The sequence below is a fragment of the Hymenobacter telluris genome (genome assembly GCF_017313265.1).
In the GTDB taxonomy this organism is placed as follows: Bacteria; Bacteroidota; Bacteroidia; order Cytophagales; family Hymenobacteraceae; genus Hymenobacter; species Hymenobacter telluris.
Window position 1 is genome coordinate 69022 of the sequence record NZ_JAFLQZ010000003.1, and the last position, 20017, is coordinate 89038.

The 20017-nt window shown below is 56.7% G+C and carries 20 protein-coding genes; 4 read left to right on the top strand and 16 right to left on the bottom strand.

Annotated elements, in window-relative coordinates; genetic code table 11:
• Positions 1-98 precede the first annotated feature (98 nt).
• Positions 99-452, top strand: a complete 354-nt coding sequence (locus J0X19_RS05220; RefSeq protein ID WP_022823954.1) for a HesB/IscA family protein — start codon at positions 99-101, stop codon at positions 450-452.
• A gap of 77 nt (positions 453-529) precedes the next feature.
• Here the strand turns inward: J0X19_RS05220 and J0X19_RS05225 are convergent, their stop codons facing one another.
• From J0X19_RS05225 to J0X19_RS05240, 4 genes are read right to left on the bottom strand one after another with little or no spacing between them, the layout of a single operon-like run.
• Entirely contained in the window at positions 530-1039 is a 510-nt protein-coding gene (locus tag J0X19_RS05225) for a hypothetical protein (RefSeq protein ID WP_206982139.1), read from the bottom strand.
• Positions 1040-1094: 55 nt separating this feature from the next.
• The gene (locus tag J0X19_RS05230; RefSeq protein ID WP_206982141.1) at positions 1095-2054 is read right to left on the bottom strand and encodes an MBL fold metallo-hydrolase; all 960 of its coding nucleotides are present in this window, start codon (positions 2052-2054) and stop codon (positions 1095-1097) included.
• A gap of 17 nt (positions 2055-2071) precedes the next feature.
• Entirely contained in the window at positions 2072-2521 is a 450-nt protein-coding gene (locus tag J0X19_RS05235) for a GNAT family N-acetyltransferase (RefSeq protein ID WP_206982143.1), read from the bottom strand.
• A gap of 5 nt (positions 2522-2526) precedes the next feature.
• Positions 2527-3162, bottom strand: a complete 636-nt coding sequence (locus J0X19_RS05240; RefSeq protein ID WP_206982145.1) for a hypothetical protein — start codon at positions 3160-3162, stop codon at positions 2527-2529.
• A gap of 80 nt (positions 3163-3242) precedes the next feature.
• On the opposite strand from J0X19_RS05240, the gene J0X19_RS05245 reads away from it, so the two are divergent.
• A complete protein-coding gene (locus tag J0X19_RS05245) occupies positions 3243-4145 on the top strand; it encodes a hypothetical protein (RefSeq protein ID WP_206982147.1) in 903 nt (300 codons plus the stop codon).
• Between the two features lie 99 nt (positions 4146-4244).
• Here J0X19_RS05245 and J0X19_RS05250 read toward each other — a convergent pair whose 3' ends face one another.
• From J0X19_RS05250 to J0X19_RS05270, 5 genes are all read right to left on the bottom strand, one after another.
• Positions 4245-5093 carry a ChaN family lipoprotein gene (locus tag J0X19_RS05250; RefSeq protein ID WP_317194751.1) on the bottom strand — a complete coding sequence of 283 codons (849 nt, stop codon included), beginning with the start codon at positions 5091-5093 and terminating at the stop codon, positions 4245-4247.
• A gap of 174 nt (positions 5094-5267) precedes the next feature.
• Positions 5268-6632, bottom strand: coding sequence for an ABC transporter permease (locus J0X19_RS05255; RefSeq protein ID WP_206982151.1), 1365 nt, complete (start codon positions 6630-6632; stop codon positions 5268-5270).
• Between the two features lie 116 nt (positions 6633-6748).
• Entirely contained in the window at positions 6749-7690 is a 942-nt protein-coding gene (locus J0X19_RS05260) for an ABC transporter ATP-binding protein (RefSeq protein WP_206982160.1), read from the bottom strand.
• 81 nt (positions 7691-7771) lie between these two features.
• The gene (locus tag J0X19_RS05265; RefSeq protein ID WP_206982162.1) at positions 7772-8398 is read right to left on the bottom strand and encodes a hypothetical protein; all 627 of its coding nucleotides are present in this window, start codon (positions 8396-8398) and stop codon (positions 7772-7774) included.
• On the bottom strand, positions 8398-8910 hold the full coding sequence (locus J0X19_RS05270) for an RNA polymerase sigma factor (RefSeq protein WP_206982164.1): 513 nt from the start codon (positions 8908-8910) through the stop codon (positions 8398-8400). The genes J0X19_RS05265 and J0X19_RS05270 overlap by 1 nt, the downstream gene beginning before the upstream one ends.
• 302 nt (positions 8911-9212) lie before the next feature.
• Here J0X19_RS05270 and J0X19_RS05275 point away from each other — a divergent pair, with 302 nt between their 5' ends.
• Entirely contained in the window at positions 9213-10466 is a 1254-nt protein-coding gene (locus J0X19_RS05275) for a T9SS type A sorting domain-containing protein (protein ID WP_206982172.1), read from the top strand.
• 93 nt (positions 10467-10559) lie between these two features.
• Here J0X19_RS05275 and dnaJ read toward each other — a convergent pair whose 3' ends face one another.
• The 7 genes from dnaJ to J0X19_RS05310 all read right to left on the bottom strand — a co-directional run bounded on the left by dnaJ (position 10560) and on the right by J0X19_RS05310 (position 18649).
• Positions 10560-11708, bottom strand: coding sequence for a molecular chaperone DnaJ (gene dnaJ / locus J0X19_RS05280; RefSeq protein WP_206982174.1), 1149 nt, complete (start codon positions 11706-11708; stop codon positions 10560-10562).
• 90 nt (positions 11709-11798) lie between these two features.
• The gene (locus J0X19_RS05285; protein ID WP_206982176.1) at positions 11799-12386 is read right to left on the bottom strand and encodes a nucleotide exchange factor GrpE; all 588 of its coding nucleotides are present in this window, start codon (positions 12384-12386) and stop codon (positions 11799-11801) included.
• Positions 12387-12652: 266 nt separating this feature from the next.
• Positions 12653-13657 carry a GTPase ObgE gene (obgE, locus tag J0X19_RS05290; protein ID WP_206982178.1) on the bottom strand — a complete coding sequence of 335 codons (1005 nt, stop codon included), beginning with the start codon at positions 13655-13657 and terminating at the stop codon, positions 12653-12655.
• 193 nt (positions 13658-13850) lie between these two features.
• The gene (locus tag J0X19_RS05295; protein WP_206982180.1) at positions 13851-14474 is read right to left on the bottom strand and encodes an adenylate kinase; all 624 of its coding nucleotides are present in this window, start codon (positions 14472-14474) and stop codon (positions 13851-13853) included.
• 112 nt (positions 14475-14586) lie between these two features.
• Positions 14587-15126 carry a hypoxanthine phosphoribosyltransferase gene (gene hpt, locus J0X19_RS05300; protein ID WP_206982182.1) on the bottom strand — a complete coding sequence of 180 codons (540 nt, stop codon included), beginning with the start codon at positions 15124-15126 and terminating at the stop codon, positions 14587-14589.
• A 244-nt stretch (positions 15127-15370) separates the two neighbouring features.
• On the bottom strand, positions 15371-17611 hold the full coding sequence (locus J0X19_RS05305) for a sodium-translocating pyrophosphatase (protein WP_242582108.1): 2241 nt from the start codon (positions 17609-17611) through the stop codon (positions 15371-15373).
• A 123-nt stretch (positions 17612-17734) separates the two neighbouring features.
• Complete coding sequence (locus tag J0X19_RS05310; protein WP_206983358.1) at positions 17735-18649, bottom strand: M20/M25/M40 family metallo-hydrolase; 915 nt, start codon at positions 18647-18649, stop codon at positions 17735-17737.
• Between the two features lie 110 nt (positions 18650-18759).
• Between J0X19_RS05310 and J0X19_RS05315 the strand changes: the two genes are divergently transcribed.
• Positions 18760-20004, top strand: a complete 1245-nt coding sequence (locus tag J0X19_RS05315; protein WP_206982184.1) for a tol-pal system protein YbgF — start codon at positions 18760-18762, stop codon at positions 20002-20004.
• Positions 20005-20017: the final 13 nt, after the last annotated feature.

A 20017-nucleotide genomic window follows, 5' to 3' on the forward strand; every position in this document is an offset into this window, starting at 1 on the left:
GAGGCCTTTGCAAGGATACTCCTTGGAATAGTCAACGCTTCACACTATTGTCTGGCTTTGTATCTTTACGGCCTTACTTCCCTAAATCAGAACACACTATGGCAACCGCCGTTTCCACCAAACTTGCTCCTATCAGCCTCACGCCCCGCGCGCTGGAAGAGGTGCGGAATATTTTAGTTGAAAAGAACGTTCCCGGCGAATACGGCCTGCGCGTAGGTGTGCAGGGTGGTGGCTGCTCGGGTATGAGCTACCTACTCGGCTTCGACAAGCCTAAAGAGCAGGATGAAGTTTTCGACCTTGATGGCGTGCTGCTCATCATGGATAAAAAGCACGCTATGTATGTGCTAGGCATGGAAGTTGACTTTCAGGACGGCCTGAATGCCCGCGGTTTCGTCTTCAACAACCCCCAGGCCAAGAGCACCTGCGGCTGCGGCTCCTCATTCTCGTCGTAGTAACGGTCAGCTTATTTTATACAAAAAGCCCTTGCCAAGTAGTTGGCAGGGGCTTTTTGTATGTCTACTGCATCGACTTATCCCTTGGATTTCATCTGGGCTTTCACCCAGTCAGTTAGTGTGCCTTTATCGTTCAGAGCGATGAGCGACTCTATTTTTTTGTTGCGTTTATAGCCTCCGGCTTGATAGCCTTTTAAAACGGTTTTTACGGCTTCGGTATTCAACAACACGGCATCTTTGGTTTCAGGATGCTGGAGTTGGTAGCGCGACCAGCCACCCAGAAACAACATCAGTAAGTTGGGGTCTTTAGCCGTTATTTCTGCTGTATACTCCTGTAGCTGCACTGAAACAGCCGGCGTACCCGTCATCCACTGCATCAGAAACTGGTTTGTTGGCTGGCGCTGTGCTGCCTCTTTGGTAGGCGGGGTAGCTTCCAGCCAATTGACTGCTTCTATAACCTGCGCATTATAGCGGGCATAATCTTCCGCAGCTTTCAGGGTGTAGCCAGTGGGTGCTTGGTACGTTTGCGCAACAGCAGTGCCAGCAAGCACGAGTCCGAAGGCTAGTAAGAGAAACTGTTTTTTCATACTCTGATAGATAGTGGGAAATAAATGTGGTTGAGGCTGAATGTACACCTAGAATTTAGAATTTCAGCGGCTGTCCTTGCTCCGGAAATACCAGCTTCAGTTGCAGCTTGTTGGCTTCCTGGAGTTGCTTTTTGATGGTGGCTTCGTTGCCGGGTGTGGGCTTGATGTGGGTGACAACCACCGGCAACCCACGCAGGGCCGCTGGCCCTGTCAGCTGACTTAGCGCCTGCATTTCCGTCATCAGCCAAGTGGGCGTCAGGTGGCCGAATAACTGTTTCTCTGGCTGTTCGTTGGGGTAAGAGGCTTCGATGAAAATGGCTTTGAGTTGGCGAGCTTTCACCAGCGGCTGCACCGCTTGCCATACCGCGTACAGGTTGTGGCTCTGCTCCACGGCATCGGCGCCGGTGTCGCCGAGGTAGAGGAGGTAGCTGTTTTGGTGGCGCACCAGAAACGCCGCGCTTTGGTAGGGCTTGCCGTGGCTGAGCGGAAATGCCTGCACCCAAAGCGGCGTATTTTCAATGGCCGCTTCCTGCTGGGGCACTAACGTCCGCAAATGGTATTTGCCTAAGGCTGGCGGGTTGCCGCCGTTGCCGAAGTTGGGCCAGGCCTGCCAGTTGAAGTAGTCGTTCTGGATGGTGGTCAGACAATTTTCAAGGCCGTAGATGCTCTTGGGCGTATCGTCGGGGGCGTTGAGCAGCAGGCCGGCCACATGGTCGAGGTGAGCGTGTGAAATAAGGTAGGCCTTGATGTTGATGCGTACTACGTCACCGGCTGGCGCGGCAAACACCTTGTTGGCCACGGCCTTTTCCACGCCGCTATACACCGTACCCGCATCCAGACACACATACCTGGTAGAACCAGCTGGCGCCACCAGGTAGGCGGACAGGTTGTTTTCTGCCAGCCCACCTTTCACGCCCAGCGGTACTACCGTGAAGGAGGGGGCTGTTGATTGCGCCGCAACATTCAGCCAGCAGCTTAACAGCAAGAACAGCCAAAAACCACAACGAAGGCGCATACCAGTACAGCTATATATCAGACGTCGTTAAAACCCTCTTTCCACTGCTCTTGCGTCATTTCGAACCGCACCTCGCCGCTGCTGGTGCGGCCGGTTTCCTGCCAGCCTTGGCGGCGGTAGAACTCTTCGGCGCGGGTGCTGGGGGCAGTGCTGAGTGACACCGTTTCCGAGGTTTGCGCGAAGTACCACGCCAGCATCAGGTGGTGCAGCTGCCTACCAATGCCGTACCCCACGCACTCAGGCCGTACGAACAGCGCCCAGATGCTGTGGTCATGCGAATCGGCAATGGCAAACCCAACCACCTGCCCTTGCATTTCGCACAGCCAGCCTTTGCCGCGGCGGGTCAGGTAGTCGGCGGTATTTTCGGTGGTTACCAGGGCCCGGTTACGCAGCACGTTTTCCGTCACAGCGTACCGCACCTCGAACAGGGCGGGAATATCCGAGAGGTTGGCTTCACGGAACAGCATGGAAGCTAGCTGAAATCGTAGGGGTAGCCGATGGCTTGCAAGTCCACTTCCAGTGCGGTCCAGTCGTCCAGCTCGCTGTTGATGGACAAGGCCAAAGCCTTCGTAAGCGGCTCATGACGGTAGATGCTGGCTACGGCTTCGGTTTCGATGGGTTCCCGCTCGGTTTCGTCGAGGTAATATTCGTTGGCCCACTCGGCGTAGGTGTCGGGGTTGCCGTCGAAGATATCGAGCAGGTCTTCTGAGCCGTCGTCCTCATTATCGAGAGGGCCGGTTTGCCAGCCGTAGCGCAGCGTGTGCCAGAGGCAAAACGTGGTACCGATAGAACTGACCGGCTCGCCGAACACAAATTCATCGAACACCTCGGGCAAACCGCGGGTGATGCGCGATTTTTCGGGCTGCTCCAAGCCATCGGCATAGCCGTTTATCACGCAGCCCTCCGGCCGGAACAGTACCAGCATTTGGTCACCTTCGCCGTCGTTCATCTCGAAAAACTCCTCCCCTACGTCCCAAGTGGCATCATAGGAATAGTAGCGGTACTCGGGTTCCGGCGAATTGATGGCATCCAGCACCGCTAGCGCCTTGCACAGGCGTTGCAGCGCTTTATTGTCGGGCAGACCAGCGTGGTTCTGAGTGGAAATCATAGCGGTGTGGTTGGTGGAAGCTGCTTTTACGGGGCCTAAAGTAGAGCCAATAAGCTACATTGGCTTTTCTTATTTTTACTATGCAGCTATACTCCTACTGGGCCCGCGCCACGCTTAATTGCCACGACGCCGATGGCAACGCCTATTCACTCATATCGTACGCGGGCAGCGACACTAGCCAAGCGGCGGCTCAAACATCTGCTGAGCAGCTGCTTCAGGAGCGCTACGCCCGCTTACTCGCCGACGAAAGGTTGGGAGAGTACCCCACCGGCGCTACTCCTTTGCGCGAACAACTGGTGCAACGCATTCATGATAAGCAAGGCAACCTGCTAGGTGCCCTCACCCGCAACCGTTATGGCAGCATCGTCCTGAATGCCCCGCGCCTCATGATCCTGGACGTGGACAACCAGAACTTGCAGCCCAAACCGGAACCAGCACCAAGCAAGCCATTCAGCCTAAGCGGATTCCTTCGCAATCTTTTCAGTACACCACCGCCCGTCTCGCCGCTACCTTCACTCTTGCCTCCAGAGCTGCTTGCACAAGTGCAGCTGCGTTTGGCAGCTTGGCTGCACCTGTACCCCGACTGGAATTTTCGGCTTTACCGCACCCGTTTGGGCTTTCGGCTCATCGTTACGCACCAACTGCTAGACCCTAACAGCCCGCAGGCGCAGGAAGTGTTTGCGGCACTGCGCACCGACTCAATCTACGTGCGCCTGTGCCAGATGCAGGACTGCTACCGCGCCCGGCTGAGCCCGAAGCCCTGGCGCATCGGCTGGATGCGGCCGACGCACCCTTTCCCGTATGATACGGCCGAGCAGCAAGTACAACAACAAGAATGGGAGCAGCAGTACACTGCTCGAAGTGAGGCGTTTTCAGTGTGCGAATGGGTGGGTGAATACGGCAGCGGCTACGTTCTTCCCGAAGTTGAATGCCTCATCATGCTGCACGACGAAACGTGTCTGGGTAGCAAAAAACTGGCGTAATAGTAAACCGGGGGGCGCAATTTCGCTCCGTGGTAGGGAGCCGGCTGGCGCTTCGGGTGGATGGCCGCGGGCAGTCACTCCCCTAGCCAGATTCAACCACTAATAGGTTTTGGTCATGTCGGCGGGCACGGCCAACACGAAATCAGCTTTCTGCTGATTATCCTTGTCCAGCTTGTTCACGTTCTCCTGCGACACCGTGCTTACTGTCAGCACCTTTAGCTTCGGGTTGAGCTGACGCAAGTAGGCCAGAATACCGTCGTGGTTGTCGGAATGGTAGCTGCCATTGAGGTGCAGCAACAGCTGGCCGTCGAGGCGGGCCTGGTTGAGAAAATGGGCCATCGTGGCATCTTTCAGCGCTTGCGCCTGAATGATGTTCTGCACGCCCGCCGCATGGGCCGCGTCGCCGCCGAACATCTTGGCCATGTTCTTGTAGCCGGGCAGCTCGTAGTCAACGGTAATGGGCAACGGCACTATCCAGGCTTTTTCTTCGGCGGGCAAGGTGTTTAGCGCGGTGAGGCTGCCTTTGGCTACCTGTGAGGCGTAGCGGCGCGGCACGTTGGTGCCCACTACCCGAAACTTCTGCTGCTTGGCCAGCTGAAGCAGCGGCTTGTAGTCGGTGGCGTAGTTGGGCCAGGGGCGGCTTTGCTCCTCGAAGGCTTTGTCGTCTAGCTCGCCGGTGGTGTACTGGTCTACCAGGGGCTGCACGTCGCGCTCCAGCATTTCCAGGCCCAGCACAAACTGCCCTTGCTTGAGGCGGGCCAGGTCGTTGGTGAGCTGCAATTCCAGCCAGTGCCCGATGGGGTCATTGTGCTGCTCGCCAAAGAACACCACATCGGCTGTGGCCAGCTCCCGCAGCATCTTGTCGTAGTCGGCGGGCTTGCCAGTGGCCGTAAACAGGCGGTAGGCGGGCTTGTCGGCCGCGGTGAAGCTGCTAAGCAGAACCAGCACCAGCCAGACCGCAAGCGGCCGAAGAAACGGTTGAACGCGTTGTGGATGCATGCACGAAGATAGGCTCTGCGCCGCAGGAATCGTTGTAAGTGGGCTTTGGCTCTACGTAGAAAGCCCCGGTACTTTATGGCACCAGGGCTTTCAAACATACTGCTAACCGGGGCTTGCGCCGCGCTAGCCTTTGTAGAACATCCAGCGCGACAACTCGCGGTAGTTCACCTTTTTACCGTACATCAGCACGCCCACGCGGTAGATGCGGCTGGCCACCCACGTAGTGAAAATGAAGCCGCCCACCAGCAGCACTGCCGACAGCAACAGTTGCCACAAGGGTACCCCAAACGGCAGGCGCATCACCATGGCAATGGGTGAGGTAAACGGAATCATCGACAGCCAGAACGCCAAGGGTCCATTTGGGTCGCCGTTGATGATGACGTTGATACTGACGATGTAGCTTAAAATCAAGGGGATAGTAACCGGAAACATAAACTGCTGGGCGTCGGTCTGGTCGTCGACGGCGGCACCAATGGCGGCAAACATCGACGAGTACAGCAGGTAGCCGCCTAGAAAGAAGAACAGGAAGCCTCCGATAATCGACCCGATAGGCAAACCGTCCAGGAAATCCAGCGGGCCGGCGTCAGTGGCTGGAGCTTCGGGGGCAGTGGCTGTAGTGGCATCGTACGTGGCTGTTTCGCGCGCCTTGGCTGCTTCCTGCACCCCAGCTGCGGCAGCCGCGGGCGGCGACTTTTTCATGCTATCTGCCAGCAGCGGGGCCGCTACCGTCGTGAGCCCCCACGACAGCGCAATCCATAAGGCAAACTGCGTGAACACCACGGCCGCAATGCCCAAAATCTTGCCCATCATCAGCTGAAACGGCTTCACCGACGACAACATTACCTCCATAATGCGGCTGGATTTTTCTTCACTCACCCCGCGCATCACCTGCACGCCATAGATGAAGATGAACATATACACCAGAATCGAGAGCAGGTAAGCTGCGCCAGTAGTAGCGCCCACGCTGTTCTTGCGGCCGCCAACTTGGCTCAGGTCCACGGCATCCAGCTCCACGTTGGCCGATAGATTTTCAATAACAGTTTGGTTGAGGCCCGACCGTTTCATCTTCAACTCGCCAACTGTTTTATTAACGGCTTTGCGAATGTTGTTCTGGCGCTTCAAGCTCACGTTGCCATCGGCCAGCAGCTGAATTCCTTTGCTGTTGTCGAGGGAGAAAGTGGGCGGAAAATACAGGAGGGCCTGTTGCTTGGGCTTGGCTTTTTTGAAAGCCGCCGTGGCTTCGGCCAGGGAGTTGCCGGCGGCCGGCACAAAGCGCACATCGTCGTTGCCGGCCAGATTGGCCAATACTTGCTGCCCGCTTTCGTCGCGCACGGCCACCACCTCCGTATCGGACGAGCCCGACAGCTTGGCAATGCCGATGGTGGTGCCCGCCAGCAGCAGCGGCGCCAGCAACGACATAATCAGAAAGCTCTTTTTCCGAACGCGCGTCAGGTATTCGCGCTGTACGATCAACCAGATTTTATCCATGAGAAGTAGTAGAAGCTAGGGGTTAGAAACTAGAAGTCAGGAGTGTGAAAGTTGGAAATCAGGAGGAAAGGAGTTGAGCATAGCGAGTCATGCCCTCACCTTCCGCCTTCTGTATTCTAGCTCCTAGCTTCTTCCAGAAGGCTTTCGGGCATGGTTTCCTGCACGCGCCGGATGAAAATGTCGTTGATGCTGGGTATCTGCTCCCGGAAAGCGTGCACCTCCACGGTGCCAATCAGGTAGCGCAACAGGTCGTTGGGCGTGGTGCCGGCGTGCAGCTTGATTCGGTCGTAGAAGTGGCCGTTTTCGCGCTCCTTGTGCTCCAGCACTTCAAAATCGGGGTGCGTGACCATTAGTCGGCCGCGGCCCTCCACCTCGTAGGTCTGGGTTTTGAAGGTGTTCTTGATGTCGCGCACCGAGCCATCGAGCACCTTGTGGGCGCGGTTGATCAGGGCAATATTGTCGCACAGTTCTTCCACCGATTCCATGCGGTGGGTGCTGAAGATGATGGTGGCTCCCCGTTCGCGCAAGGCCAGAATTTCATCTTTGATAAGGTTGGCGTTGATGGGGTCGAAGCCCGAAAACGGCTCATCCAGAATGATAATGCTGGGCTCGTGCAACACGGTGGCAATAAACTGCACCTTCTGCTGCATGCCTTTGCTGAGGTCTTCCACGTTTTTGCTCACCCAGGGCTTCAGCTCCAGCCGGTCCAGCCAGCTCTTGATACGCTGCGTGGCATCGGCTTTCGAGAGGCCCCGGAGTTGCGCCAGGTACAGCAACTGCTCCCCTACTCGCATCTTCTTATAGAGCCCCCGCTCCTCAGGCAGGTAACCAATCTGGCCGATGTGCCTGGGGTTCAGCTTCTCGCCCCGCACCCTGATTTCGCCGGAATCGGCGGCGGTAATCTGCGTGATGATGCGGATGAGGGACGTTTTGCCGGCCCCGTTGGGACCAAGCAGCCCGAAGATACTGCGCTCCGGAATGTCGAGGCTGACGCCATTGAGGGCCGTGTGCGCGGCGTAGGCCTTGTGCACATCAATTGCTTGTAGAATAGGTTGCACAACTGGAAAGTGAGAGTGGAAAGGGAAGCTAAATGTAGAGGTTTTGCTATGCTAGTGAAGCAGGAAATTAAGAAGGGTTGCTTATTCTTCCAGTTCCCGCAACAGCCCTTCGAGCCGGTCGAGGTGCTGGCCGTAGAGCCGTTGCAGGTACCAGCGGGTGAATCGGCCCATTAGCCAATAGGTTACAATGCCCAGCACCGCACAGCACGCCCCCAAGATACCGAGCCCGACCAAGAGCTTATGGCCGGAAAACTGCTGCGCAATGCGCCCGCCAATGAACAGCATAGCAATACCCAATGACACCGGTATCGACCACATGGTAGCACGGTAGTACAGCGCAACTAAGCTGCGTAGCTGCTGGAGCTGCTGCTGCACATACTCGCGCACCGCGCCGCCGCTGGCGTCGCCGAGGCTGCGCAACAACAGCAGCTTGCGGCGGAAATACAACCCACTGAGTGCGCACACCAGCCCCAGCCATGCCGCCATCGTCAGGTAGTAGGTATCGTGGGCGGTAATGGCGGCCCCAACGCATCCGAACAGGCACACGACGGCTATGCCTATTTCCACCCAAACATTGCGGCGCATCTTGGCCACGGGCGAGGCCGAGCCAACGGCCAGCAGCCGAGCCACTGCCGCGGCATCGAGCACAGGGGGCGCAGCAGCTGGCACAGACTGCTGCCACTGGCGGCGCAAATCATCAAGTTCCATCAGGCGGGGCGGGTAAGTAGTTGGCGAATCTTGTCTTGCACGCGGTGCATTTTCACGCGCACGTTGTTTTGGGTGATGCCGAGGATGTCGGCCATTTCCTCGTAGGTGCGCTCCTCTAAATAGAGCAGCACAAAGGCCTTATCCACGTCGGAAAGCCGGTTGATGGCGGTATATAGGGCCGCCATTTCCTCGGGTTCGTAGCCGGCGGCTTCCGTTTCCTGCGCTAGGTGCAGCGCCTGCCCATCGAGGCTGAGCGGCTGGGGCCGGCGGGTGCGCTGGCGCAGGTTGCTGATGGCCACGTTTAGGGCAATGCGGTAGAGCCAGGTACTGAGCTTGGCGTTGGGCTGGGGCACGTACTTCGGCCAGGCCCGCCAGAGTTGCAGCACCACTTCCTGGAATAAGTCCTGCCGGTCGTCGGCGTCGGCGCAGTACAGGCGGCACACCCGCCGTAGCAGCGGCTGGTACTGGTTCACGACGGCAACAAAATCAGTAGAGGGTGCAGCGGGGCTCATGCGGGCAGCAATTTCACCTTCTATATCGACAGCCTATGCCTGGCATTACATCAGCTAGCCGAATTTATTTTACTGCCGTGCTTTCTTCAAGTTAGACATACCTACTTCTAGGTATTTTCATATCATTTGACCGGTTTTATTACCGAGTAGCCATAATGATCTATAACTAGCATATCTAATCATTTACGTATTCTAGTATGAAAAACTTTTTACTCCCCTGCTTATTCGGTTTGGTGCTTGCAATTCCGGACAGCCATGCGCAAAACCAGCGCCCAACACATTCCGCTAAACTGCTCTTCAGCGTGCCTCAGCACTCCCCTAGGGCAGCATCTGCTGGCACGGCGCACCGGGGCATTACCACTACGGTAACTGTACCGGGCCGCAGTGTCGGGCACGACTGGAACAGCACCACCAATCGGTGGGTAGAGGGCACCATTGGCACCCACACCTACGACGCCAGAGCCAACGCTACGCAAATTGTATACACTGACTCCGTCACTTCCCAGCCTAGGAGCAGAGAGCTATACACCTACAATCTGCGCAATCAGGTCACGGAATCAACCTACCAAAGTTGGCTTGGCTCAGCTTACGTGAATGAGCAGCGCGAGCAATACGCCTACGACGCCCAAGGCAACATTACGCTGGAAACCTACCAAACCTGGAACGGTACGGCCTGGACCACTCAGTCCAGCTACCGCACCACAAACACCTACAACTCGGCCAACGTGCTAACCAGCCGGGTGTACGAGGAGTTGAACATCAACAACAACACCTGGCAACCTGACGGGCGCATCACCTTCACGCTCAACAGCAATAATCAATGGAGCGAGGCGGTTTATCAGGAATGGAGCAATGGAGCGTACGTAAACGATGAGCGCACTCGCAATATCACATGGTACGACTGGAGCAAACTACTACCTAGCTATTTGGAAGACCAGGAGTGGGTCGGTGGGGCTTGGGTTGATGACCAGCGCAGCACCATAACCTACCAGCCCAACGGCAGCAACGTTGAGGTGCAGCAGCAATCCACGGCTCCCAACACTTGGGTGAACGACGACCGGATTACCACTACCTATGATAATTTCGGCAACCTGATTCTGGATCAGTATGAATCCTGGAACAGCAGCAATACTTGGGTTATTGTAGGTGCCGACCGAACGTTGCTTTCCTATACTGCTGCCAACCAAGTCCGGCGCGCCGTGGAGCAAGATTACAACACCTCCCTGAATCGGTACGTGAATTCATACGTCACTACCTACAGCAATTTCGTTACGTTGGGTACCCGCCGGGCCAGTGGCTTTGAAGCAACAGCTACCCTCCACCCCAACCCTACCACTGATGCTGCTACCATCAGCCTGCGTGGTTTGCGTGAGCAAGGCGCAGTGCAAGCCGAAGTGCTGAACACCCTCGGCCAAGTTGTGCAGACGTTTTCAGTTCGTGTGCAGCAAGGCGGTGTTAAGCAACAAATCAACCTAGCAAGCTACCCCGCTGGCGTATATACTGTGCGCTTGCACACCACCGAAGGCACCGTTGCCAAGCGTGTAGTAAAGCAATAACCGTTTAAGCCATAGTACATTAAAAAGGCCCGCCTAGCATTGTGCTAAGCGGGCCTTTTTAGTGTGCTATAGTATCTCTACCGAGCCTCTGGCTTACTGGAAGTACTCCTTCACTTTCTCGAAGAAGCCCTTCTCGTTTTTGCCGGGGTTCGGGGTGAAATTCTGGGCATTGCGCAGCTTTTCCAGCAACTCCCGCTCTTCCCCCGTCACGTTTTTAGGAGTCCAGACGCTGAGGTGGATGAGCTGGTCGCCGCGGCCGTAACCGTTGATGTCCTTGATGCCTTTGCCGCGCAAACGCAGGATTTTGCCCGGCTGCGTACCAGGGTCCACCTTGATTTTCACTTTGCCTTCAATGGTGGGCACCTCGATACTAGCGCCAAGGGCAGCATCCACGAACGAAATGTACTGCTCAAACATGATGTTGTTGCCGTCGCGCTTGAGCTGCTCGTGCGGCTCCTCTTCTATCTGAATCAGCAGGTCGCCGGCCACGCCGCCCCGCTCGGGGTAGTTGCCTTTGCCGTTCATGCTCAGCTGCATGCCCTCGGCCACCCCCGCCGGAATATTGATGGGAATAACCTCTTCGTGCAGCTGCCGGCCTTCGCCGTGGCACACGTCGCACTTGCTGGTTACCACTTTGCCTTCGCCGTCGCAGGTAGGGCACGTGCTGGCGCTGACCATCTGGCCGAGCATGGTATTCACCACGCGCTTCACCTGGCCCTGGCCCTGGCAGGTCTGGCAGGTTTTTAGGTCGGTGCCGTTTTTGGCGCCGGTGCCCGAGCAGGTGTTGCAGGCCACGTAGCGCTTCACTTTGATTTTCTTCTCGACGCCGTTGGCTACTTCCTCCAGGTCCAGTTTCAGCTTGATGCGCAGGTTGGAACCTTTGCGCACGCGCCTGCCTCCTTGTCCGCGGCCACCGCCGCCAAAGAAGCCCTCGAAGCCGCCCTGGCCACCCCCACCGAAGATGTCGCCAAAGTGGCTGAAGATATCTTCCATGCTAGGGCCGCCGCCGTTGCCGCCCATGCCCTGGTGGCCGTACTGGTCGTAGCGGGCGCGCTTGTTCTGGTCCGACAACACCTCGTAGGCCTCGGCAGCTTCCTTGAACTTGTCTTCGGCCGTCGGGTCGTCGGGGTTTTTATCGGGGTGATACTTGATGGCTACCTTGCGGTAGGCCTTCTTGATTTCGTCGCCCGCCGCGTTTTTGGCTACGCCCAGCACTTCGTAATAATCTCGCTTCGTTGCCATGATTAGCAGTGAGTAGTAAGTATTGAGTATTGAGACAGGTATTGCATAGCGTAAAACAGTATCTAACTACTTAATACCCACTACTCAATACTACAGGCCCAGCACCACTTTAGCGTGGCGGATTACCTTGTCGCCGAGGTAGTAGCCGCGCTCCACCTCGTCCACAATTTTGCCTTTCAGGTCTTCCGACGGGGCCGGAATCTGCGTGATGGCCTCGTGCAGCTCTGGGTCAAACGCTGTACCCTTCACTTCCATTGGGGCAAGCCCCTTTTGGTTGAGCGTTTTCTGGAGCTTGTTGTAAATAATTTCAATGCTTTCACGTACGGCGTTGGCGTCGTCGGTGTCTTTGGTATGGTGCCGGGCCCGGTCGAAGTCGTCGAGAGCCGGCAGCAAGGCTACCATCAATTCCTGGTTGGCCGTCTTGAACAGGTCGGCGCGCTCCTTGGTAGTGCGGCGCTTATAGTTCTCGAACTCAGCTGCAAGACGCAAGTATTTGTCTTTCAAATCAGACAGTTCGGCACCATCTTTAGAGCCGGTTGCCGTGTCAGCTTCTGTGCCTTCCACTTCCCCAAGTTCGGGAGCACTGGGTTCTTCAGGAAGCTCGCCGGCTACTTGGTCAGCAGGAGCGTTCTGGTCGAATTGCGTTTCGTCGGGGTTTGGATATTTATCGTCAGCCATGTTTGCGAAGAATCTTCGGAATGGGTTTTTCACTGGATTGGGCCGTTGGGCAAAAGCGCGGGGGCAAGGAACTTGCCAAAGCAGTTGCGGCTGCCATTGTGGCACAGAAACCTGGAAAGCCAGGCAGTTAGTTCAGACGAGCTGGCGCAAATTGAATAAGAGGCTTAAGGGTTTAGCACGAAGCACATGCAACCTATCCAGGCCTTTTGCTTCTGCTCGCCAGCACCATGCATCTGTGTTAGCTCTGGCTGGAAGACAGGTGGTAGTTACACCACTCCCTCCACGTGCAGCGCCTGCCAAATCATATCCTTGAGGGGCTGGATATTCTTGTTGGTGAGGCTGGAAATGAAGATGGTTGGCAAGTCGGTGGGCAGCGTTTCCCGGATTTCCGCTTCCAATTCTTCGTCCAGCATGTCGGATTTGGATATGGCCAGCAGGCGGTTTTTCTCCAGCAGCTCGGGGTTGAATTGCTCTAACTCGCTGAGCAGCACCTCGTACTCGGCCGCAATATCCGGGCTGTCGCAGGCAATCATAAACAGCAGGATGGAGTTGCGCTCGATGTGGCGCAGAAAGCGCGTGCCCAGCCCTTTGCCTTCGGCCGCTCCCTCGATAATACCCGGAATATCGGCCATCACGAAGGATTTGTAGTCGCGGTAGGCTACCACGCCCAGGTTGGGCGTGAGGGTAGTGAAGGCGTAGTCGGCAATCTTGGGTTTGGCCGCCGATACCACTGAGAGCAGCGTGCTTTTGCCAGCATTAGGAAAGCCTACTAGGCCTACATCAGCCAGCAGCTTCAACTCCAGAATCACCCACTCATCAATACCGGGCTCGCCGGGCTGAGCGTAGGTAGGGGCCTGGTTGGTAGCGGATTTGAAGTGGTCGTTGCCGAGGCCGCCGCGCCCGCCGGGCGTGAGGATGAGGCGCTGGCCGTGCTCGGTGATTTCCAGTTTCTTCTCGCCGGTTTCCGCGTCGCGGGCAATGGTACCGAGCGGCACCTGAATGATAATATCGTCGCCTTGGGCACCCGTGCGCAGATTTTCGCCGCCGCCCTGGCCGGGTTTGGCAATCAGGTGCTTCTGGTATTGCAGATGCAGCAGCGTCCAAAGCTGGGAGTTGCCTTCCAGAATGATGTGGCCCCCACGGCCGCCGTCGCCGCCGTCGGGGCCGCCGTTGGGCAGGCCTTTGGCGCGGAAGAAATGGTGCGAACCCGCCCCACCCGCGCCGGAGCGGCAATTGATTTTGACGTAGTCGATGAAGTTATTGGAAGCCACTTTGGTTGAATTAAAAATTCAGAATTAAGAATTAAGAATTAAGAATTGAGTTGTTCTTGATTTCTAATTCCTGAGGTAAGGCCTAAAAACGGCTGTCATCCTGGATTTGCGTCGTGTCTTCAACCGAAGAGACAATGCAAATCCAGGATGACAGAGAGTTCTGCCGCTACCCAATAAGGTAGCAGCCGCAAAGTTACGCTTTTACTTCGTTGGTTGCCTGCTTGGTGTCTTGAGTGGTAGCAGCCTGGTGCTTGTCAATAACGGCGCAGATTTGCTCGAAGATGTTATCAATTTCACCGATGCCGTTCAGGGCGTGAAATTTGTTTTGTGCAGCATAGAAACCCGCCACCTGCGCGGTTTCGGTGTTGTAAACCGTTACGCGCTTGCGGATTTTGGTTTCGTCCTGATCGTCGGGGCGGTTGCTGGTTTTGCCGCGCTCTAAGAGGCGCTTCACCAACTCTTCTTCGGCCACTTCCAGCGCAATCATGCACGACACGCCCGTGTCGTAGCGCTGCGTGAGGGCATCGAGGCTTTCGGCCTGGGGTACCGTGCGCGGGAAACCGTCGAAGATGAAACCGTTAGCTTCGGTGTTGCCGGCCAGCTGGCTTTCAATCATGCCAATCACCACTTCATCGGGCACAAGCAGGCCCTCGTCCATGAGCTTTTTGGCACGGAGCCCCAACTCGGTGCCTTGCGCAATTTGAGAGCGAAGCAGGTCGCCGGTGGAAAGGTGTACTAGGTTGTAACGCGCAATGAGCTTCTGACTTTGCGTTCCTTTGCCAGCACCGGGAGGGCCGAAAAGCACGATATTCAGCATAACTTGGGGTTTTGCGAAGAAAAAATTGTGTGGGGTTGGGAAAGATAAGCAAGGAAAGTTAAAGCTTATATACCCGCCAGCGAATTTTCACTGGTTAATCTTATGATGTGCGCTATACGACTTTATAGACGTCGGGGTAGTTGCGGCCCAAACCATCGTAATCGAGGCCGTACCCCACAATGAAGTCGTTGGGAATGCTCAGGCCCACGTACCGAATGGCTAGTTCGTGTTGTAGGCACTCGGGTTTCATGAACAAGGTAGCCACTTCCAGCGAAGCCGGCTGCTTGGTGGCCAGCTTATCAAGCAGCATGCGCATGGTGTGGCCGGTATCTACAATATCTTCAAGCAGCACCACATGCCGGCCGGCGAGTTCTTCGGTCAGGCCCAGCACTTCCTTCACCTCACCGGTGCTGCTGGTGCCTTGGTAGGAAGCAACACGGATAAACGACACTTCGCAAGGAATCTGCACGAGCTTCAGCAGGTCGGACGCAAACATGAACGAGCCGTTGAGGATTGCCAGGAAGAGCGGCTTTTTGTCGGCGTAGTCTTGGTTGAGGCGCGCGGCCAGTTCCTGCTCAACTTCTGCCAAGCGCGCAGCCGATAGATAAGGCTTGAACTGCTTGTCGTGCAGCGAAATATAATCCGGGTTCATCCGTAGGGGGTTGGGCCGCAGGGGAGCGGGCCACCAAAGGTAGCTTTTTCGTTTTTTGTTGTTGGTTTTTTGCTTTTCGTTTTGGCTTCGTTTCAGCAAGAAACCTTTGCTGTTTGCCGCCTACTACCGCTTGCGGAATTATACTTTCGCTTGAATTCCAACTGCTTTCGACAGAAACCAATAAGCAGTGCGAGTTCGGGCAGCAAACATCGGAAAACGAAAAACCAACCACAAAAAACGGTGCCTACAGGTTGCGTAGCAGGGTGGTAACGGCCTCCGTAGCCTGCTCGGGCAGTTGGGCGTAGCGGACGTACGGGCGCACCTTCATTTCCAGTTGATTCCGGCCTTGCGCAGGCGCTACGCCACGCTCCGGAGCGGCAATGTGAGGCGCAATTACCAGCGACACAATGCTCATGAGCTTGATAAGAATGTTCATGGATGGGCCGGACGTATCCTTGAACGGGTCGCCCACGGTGTCGCCCGTGACGGAGGCTTTATGGGCGTCGGAGCCTTTGTACTGCATCGTGCCATCAATCATCACGCCTTTCTCGAACGATTTTTTGGCGTTGTCCCAGGCGCCGCCGGCATTGCTTTGGAAGATGGCCATGAGCACGCCGCTAACCGTAACGCCGGCCAGGGTGCCGCCCAGCACTTCGGGCCCGAAAGCAAACCCGATGATGATGGGCACAATCAGGGCAATGGCGCCGGGCAGCATCATTTCGCGGATGGCGGCCTGGGTGGAAATAGCCACGCACTTCTCGTATTCGGGCCGGCCGGTGCCTTCCATAATACCAGGAATCTCGCGGAACTGCCGACGCACTTCCTGCACCATGGCCATAGCCGCACGGCCCACTGCCGCAATAGCCAAACCCGAGAAAATAAACGGAATCATGGCCCCCACAAACAAGCCGGCCAGCACCCGCGCATTGCTGATGTCGATGGCCGTGATGTTGGCCGTGCCCATGAAGGCCGCAAACAAGGCCAGTGAAGTAAGCGCCGCCGAGGCAATGGCAAAACCCTTGCCAGTGGCGGCGGTGGTGTTGCCTACGGCGTCGAGAATATCGGTCCGCTCGCGCACCTCCTTGGGTAGCTCGCTCATTTCGGCAATACCGCCGGCGTTGTCGGCAATGGGCCCGAAGGCATCAATGGCTAGCTGCATGGCCGTGGTGGCCATCATGCCGGCCGCGGCAATTGCCACACCGTAGAGGCCCGCAAACTCGAAGCTGAGCACGATACCCGCCGCCAGCACGATGATGGGCAGCACCGTGGATTCCATACCCACGGAAATACCGCCGATAACCGTGGTAGCGTGGCCGGTGCTGCTCTGGCGCACAATGCTGAGCACCGGCCGCTTGCCCATGGCGGTATAATACTCGGTGATGATACTCATCAGCGTGCCCACAACAAGGCCTACCACTACCGCCCAAAACACATCCAACGAAGTAAACGGCACCGAGCCGGGCCGCCCAATAATCAAGTCGCCCGTGGGCAGCATCCAGCGAATGAGGAAGTAAGAAGCTACGGCCGACACGATGACCGATATGTAGTTGCCGGTGTTGAGGGCCGCCTGCACGTTGCCTCCTTCCTTCACCCGCACGCACAGAATCCCAATCAGTGAGGCCACAATACCCATCCCGGCAATCACCATGGGCAGCAGAATGGGCGAAAGACCCTGAAACTGGTCGCCGCGGGCTACCACCTCGCGGCCCAGCACCATAGTAGCCAGAATAGTAGCCACGTAAGAGCCGAACAGGTCGGCGCCCATGCCGGCTACGTCGCCCACGTTGTCGCCTACGTTGTCGGCAATGGTGGCGGGGTTGCGGGGGTCGTCTTCGGGGATGCCAGCTTCCACTTTGCCTACCAGGTCGGCACCTACGTCGGCGGCTTTGGTGTAGATGCCGCCGCCCACGCGGGCAAACAAGGCAATGCTTTCGGCCCCGAGCGAGAAGCCGGTTAGCACTTCCAGCGCCGTTTCCATCTCAATTCCGTTGGCCCCGCCGTTTTTGCTCACCACAAACAGCTGGTAGAACACGATAAACAACGAGCCCAACCCCAGCACGGCCAAACCCGCTACCCCCATGCCCATCACCGAGCCACCCGAAAACGACACGTTCAGGGCCTGCGACAGGCTGGTGCGGGCAGCCTGCGCCGTGCGCACGTTGGCTTTGGTGGCAATCTTCATCCCGATATACCCCGCCCCCGCCGACAGCAGCGCCCCGATAATGAAAGCCAGCACGATAACCGGGCTGGACTTCTCGCCGGTGCTGCCCAGGTAAAACAGAAAGGCGCAGGCAATCAACCCGAACATGGCCATCACCTTGTACTCCGCCTTCAGAAAGGCAATGGCGCCGTCGGCAATGTAACCGGCAATGGTGCGCATTCGCTCGTCGCCGGCATCCTGGCGGCTCACCCAACCGGAGCGCAGCCACGTGTATACCAAAGCCAGCAGCCCGAGTATGGGCACAACGTATAGAAAACCTGTCATAAAGTGGTGGGGTTGGAAGTGGGAGAGAAACTGGATTCGAATGGGTAAAATAGAGTTTATTACCTAATATTCAAGCTTCTCGCTTTCAACCCGAATCGGCCGTACGCCCTCCCCTGCCGCTGCTTACATCTCCCGCATCAGCACCTGATAGAGCGCCAGCATGCTGGCAATGTCGCGCTTGTCCACTATTTCATCGGGGGAATGCACGTTGTCCTCGGGGGCTCCGATGAAGCACCAGTCCCAGGGCTGCGCGCCGTGCTGGAGTTCCTTGGCATCGGAGCCGCCGCTGCCTTCCACTTCCAATTGGTGCGCAATGCCCGCCGCCTCGGCAATGCGGCGGATACGCTCTACGTAGGCGCGCCGCGGAATCAGGGAGTCGCGCAGGGAGATTACCACGCCCTGGCCGGGCTGCACGCCTTCGGTTACCCAGGTGATGTCGGAAATCAGGGCCTGCCGCACGCCGTAGGTTTCGTAGATGTATTTGGCCAGATAAGCCACCGAGCCACCGCCGTGCTCTTCCCAGCAACTGAAGGCCACAATGCCGTTTTCGAGAGTTTCGCAGAGGCGCAGCGCGTTCCAAACGCCCAACCGATTGTCGAGGTAGCAGCTTTGCACGGTAGTTTCGGTTTCGCGGAAGTCGCAGTGAAATGTTAATTCGGTGCCACGCTCTATCTCGCGGGTGAACTCATAGCCGATTTCCCCCGTTTCTTCGTCTATGGTCAACCGACAGTCAATTTCGCCCTGTGCATCGCGCCCCACTAAGCGCGACCCCGCTTCCAGCACCGGCCCCCCGATGCGCACCAGTTGTCGACCGTAGCGCACCGTAAAGCCAATACTATCCAGATGCGCGAAAACAGCGGTACGCGGGGCGCCAAAGACCAGCAGAATGCAATCCTGCCAGCCGTCGCCGGCCAGTACGGTGGGTTGCACTCGCCAGCTGTGTTGCTCTTGTTCAATGTAGCTGAGCACGTACTGGGTAAGCGCTGTTTCGTTTCCGGCGGGGGCCGCAATCCGACATAAGGTGTGCAAAAGGTCCATCACAAGTCGTTATCTAGTTGAAACTAGGACAAAAGCCATACTTTAGTTCTCCCACTGGGCGGCGCGGCACTGATCTATCATCGGCGACGCACTTGCAAGTAACTGTGTTTATGATTCTCCGCCTCCGATTTATCCTGTTACTGCTGCTGGCTCCCACGCTGGTTTTCGCCCAGCAGCCTGATACCACTCGCTCGTCGTCGCCCATCCGCAACATCGAAACCGGTAACGTGGATGTGCTGCCCACGGCTAATACCAAAGGGTGGCTGCTGCTGGACAAGGACATTCAAACGGAGCTGGAAGGCGCGGTGCAAAACCTATACAACTGCAAGTATGAGCGGGCTGAAAAGCAGTTTCGCTCTTTGCGGCGGCGCTATCCGCAGCACCCCATGCCTTATTTCCTGATGGGGTTGAGCCAGTGGTGGAAAATTGTACCCACCAACATCAAGACCAAGCAGTACGACAAACTGTTTTTCGCCTATATGGATTCTACTATCCAGAAGGGTGAAGCACTGTATGATACTGATAACCGGAACTATGAGGCCTGCTTTTTTCTGGCGGCGGCCTATGGATTTGATGGCCGCCTGCACGCCGAACGGTCTAACTGGCCCAAGGCTACGGTAAGCGCCAAACGGGCGTTGAAGTACCTGGAAATCAGCAAGGAAGCCAACGGATTGAGCCCAGAGTTCCTGTTTGGGCAGGCGCTGTTCAACTACTACGCCGTCTGGATTCCCGACAACTACCCGCTGCTCAAGCCAGTGTTGCTGCTCTTCCCAAAGGGCAACAAGCAGCTAGGGCTGCAACAGCTGCGCAGCGTGGCCGACAATGGCTTTTACGTGGGCCCGGAGGCTAAAGTATTCCTGATGCGCATTCTCAACAACGAGGAAAACAACTGGGAGGCCGCCGCACCCATTGCCCGCAACCTCGCCAAAACATATCCCGACAACGGCTACTTTCAACGGTTCTATGCCTTGTCGTGCTTTAATTTAGGCGACTTCCGGGAGTGTGAGCGGTTGAGTCTGGAGATACTGACGAAGCTCAACCAGGGCCTGCCCGGCTACGAGGCTACCAGTGGGCGCTACGCCACTTACTTTCTGGCTTGGCTGATGCAGAACCGCTATAAGGACTTGGAGAAAGCCAAGGATTATTACCAGCGCTGCATCGTTTTCTCGGAGCTGACCGACGAAGTGAAGGGCGGCTTTTACCTGCACTCCAACTACAACCTGGCCCGGATAGCCGACAAGGAGAAAGACAAAGCCGCCGCCCGGCGCTATTACTTGATTGTAGCCGACATTGCCGACAAAAAGTCGGCGGCTTACCGCGAGGCCAAGGCTTACCTGAAGAAAAATAAGAAGTAGGCTTTCCGAATCA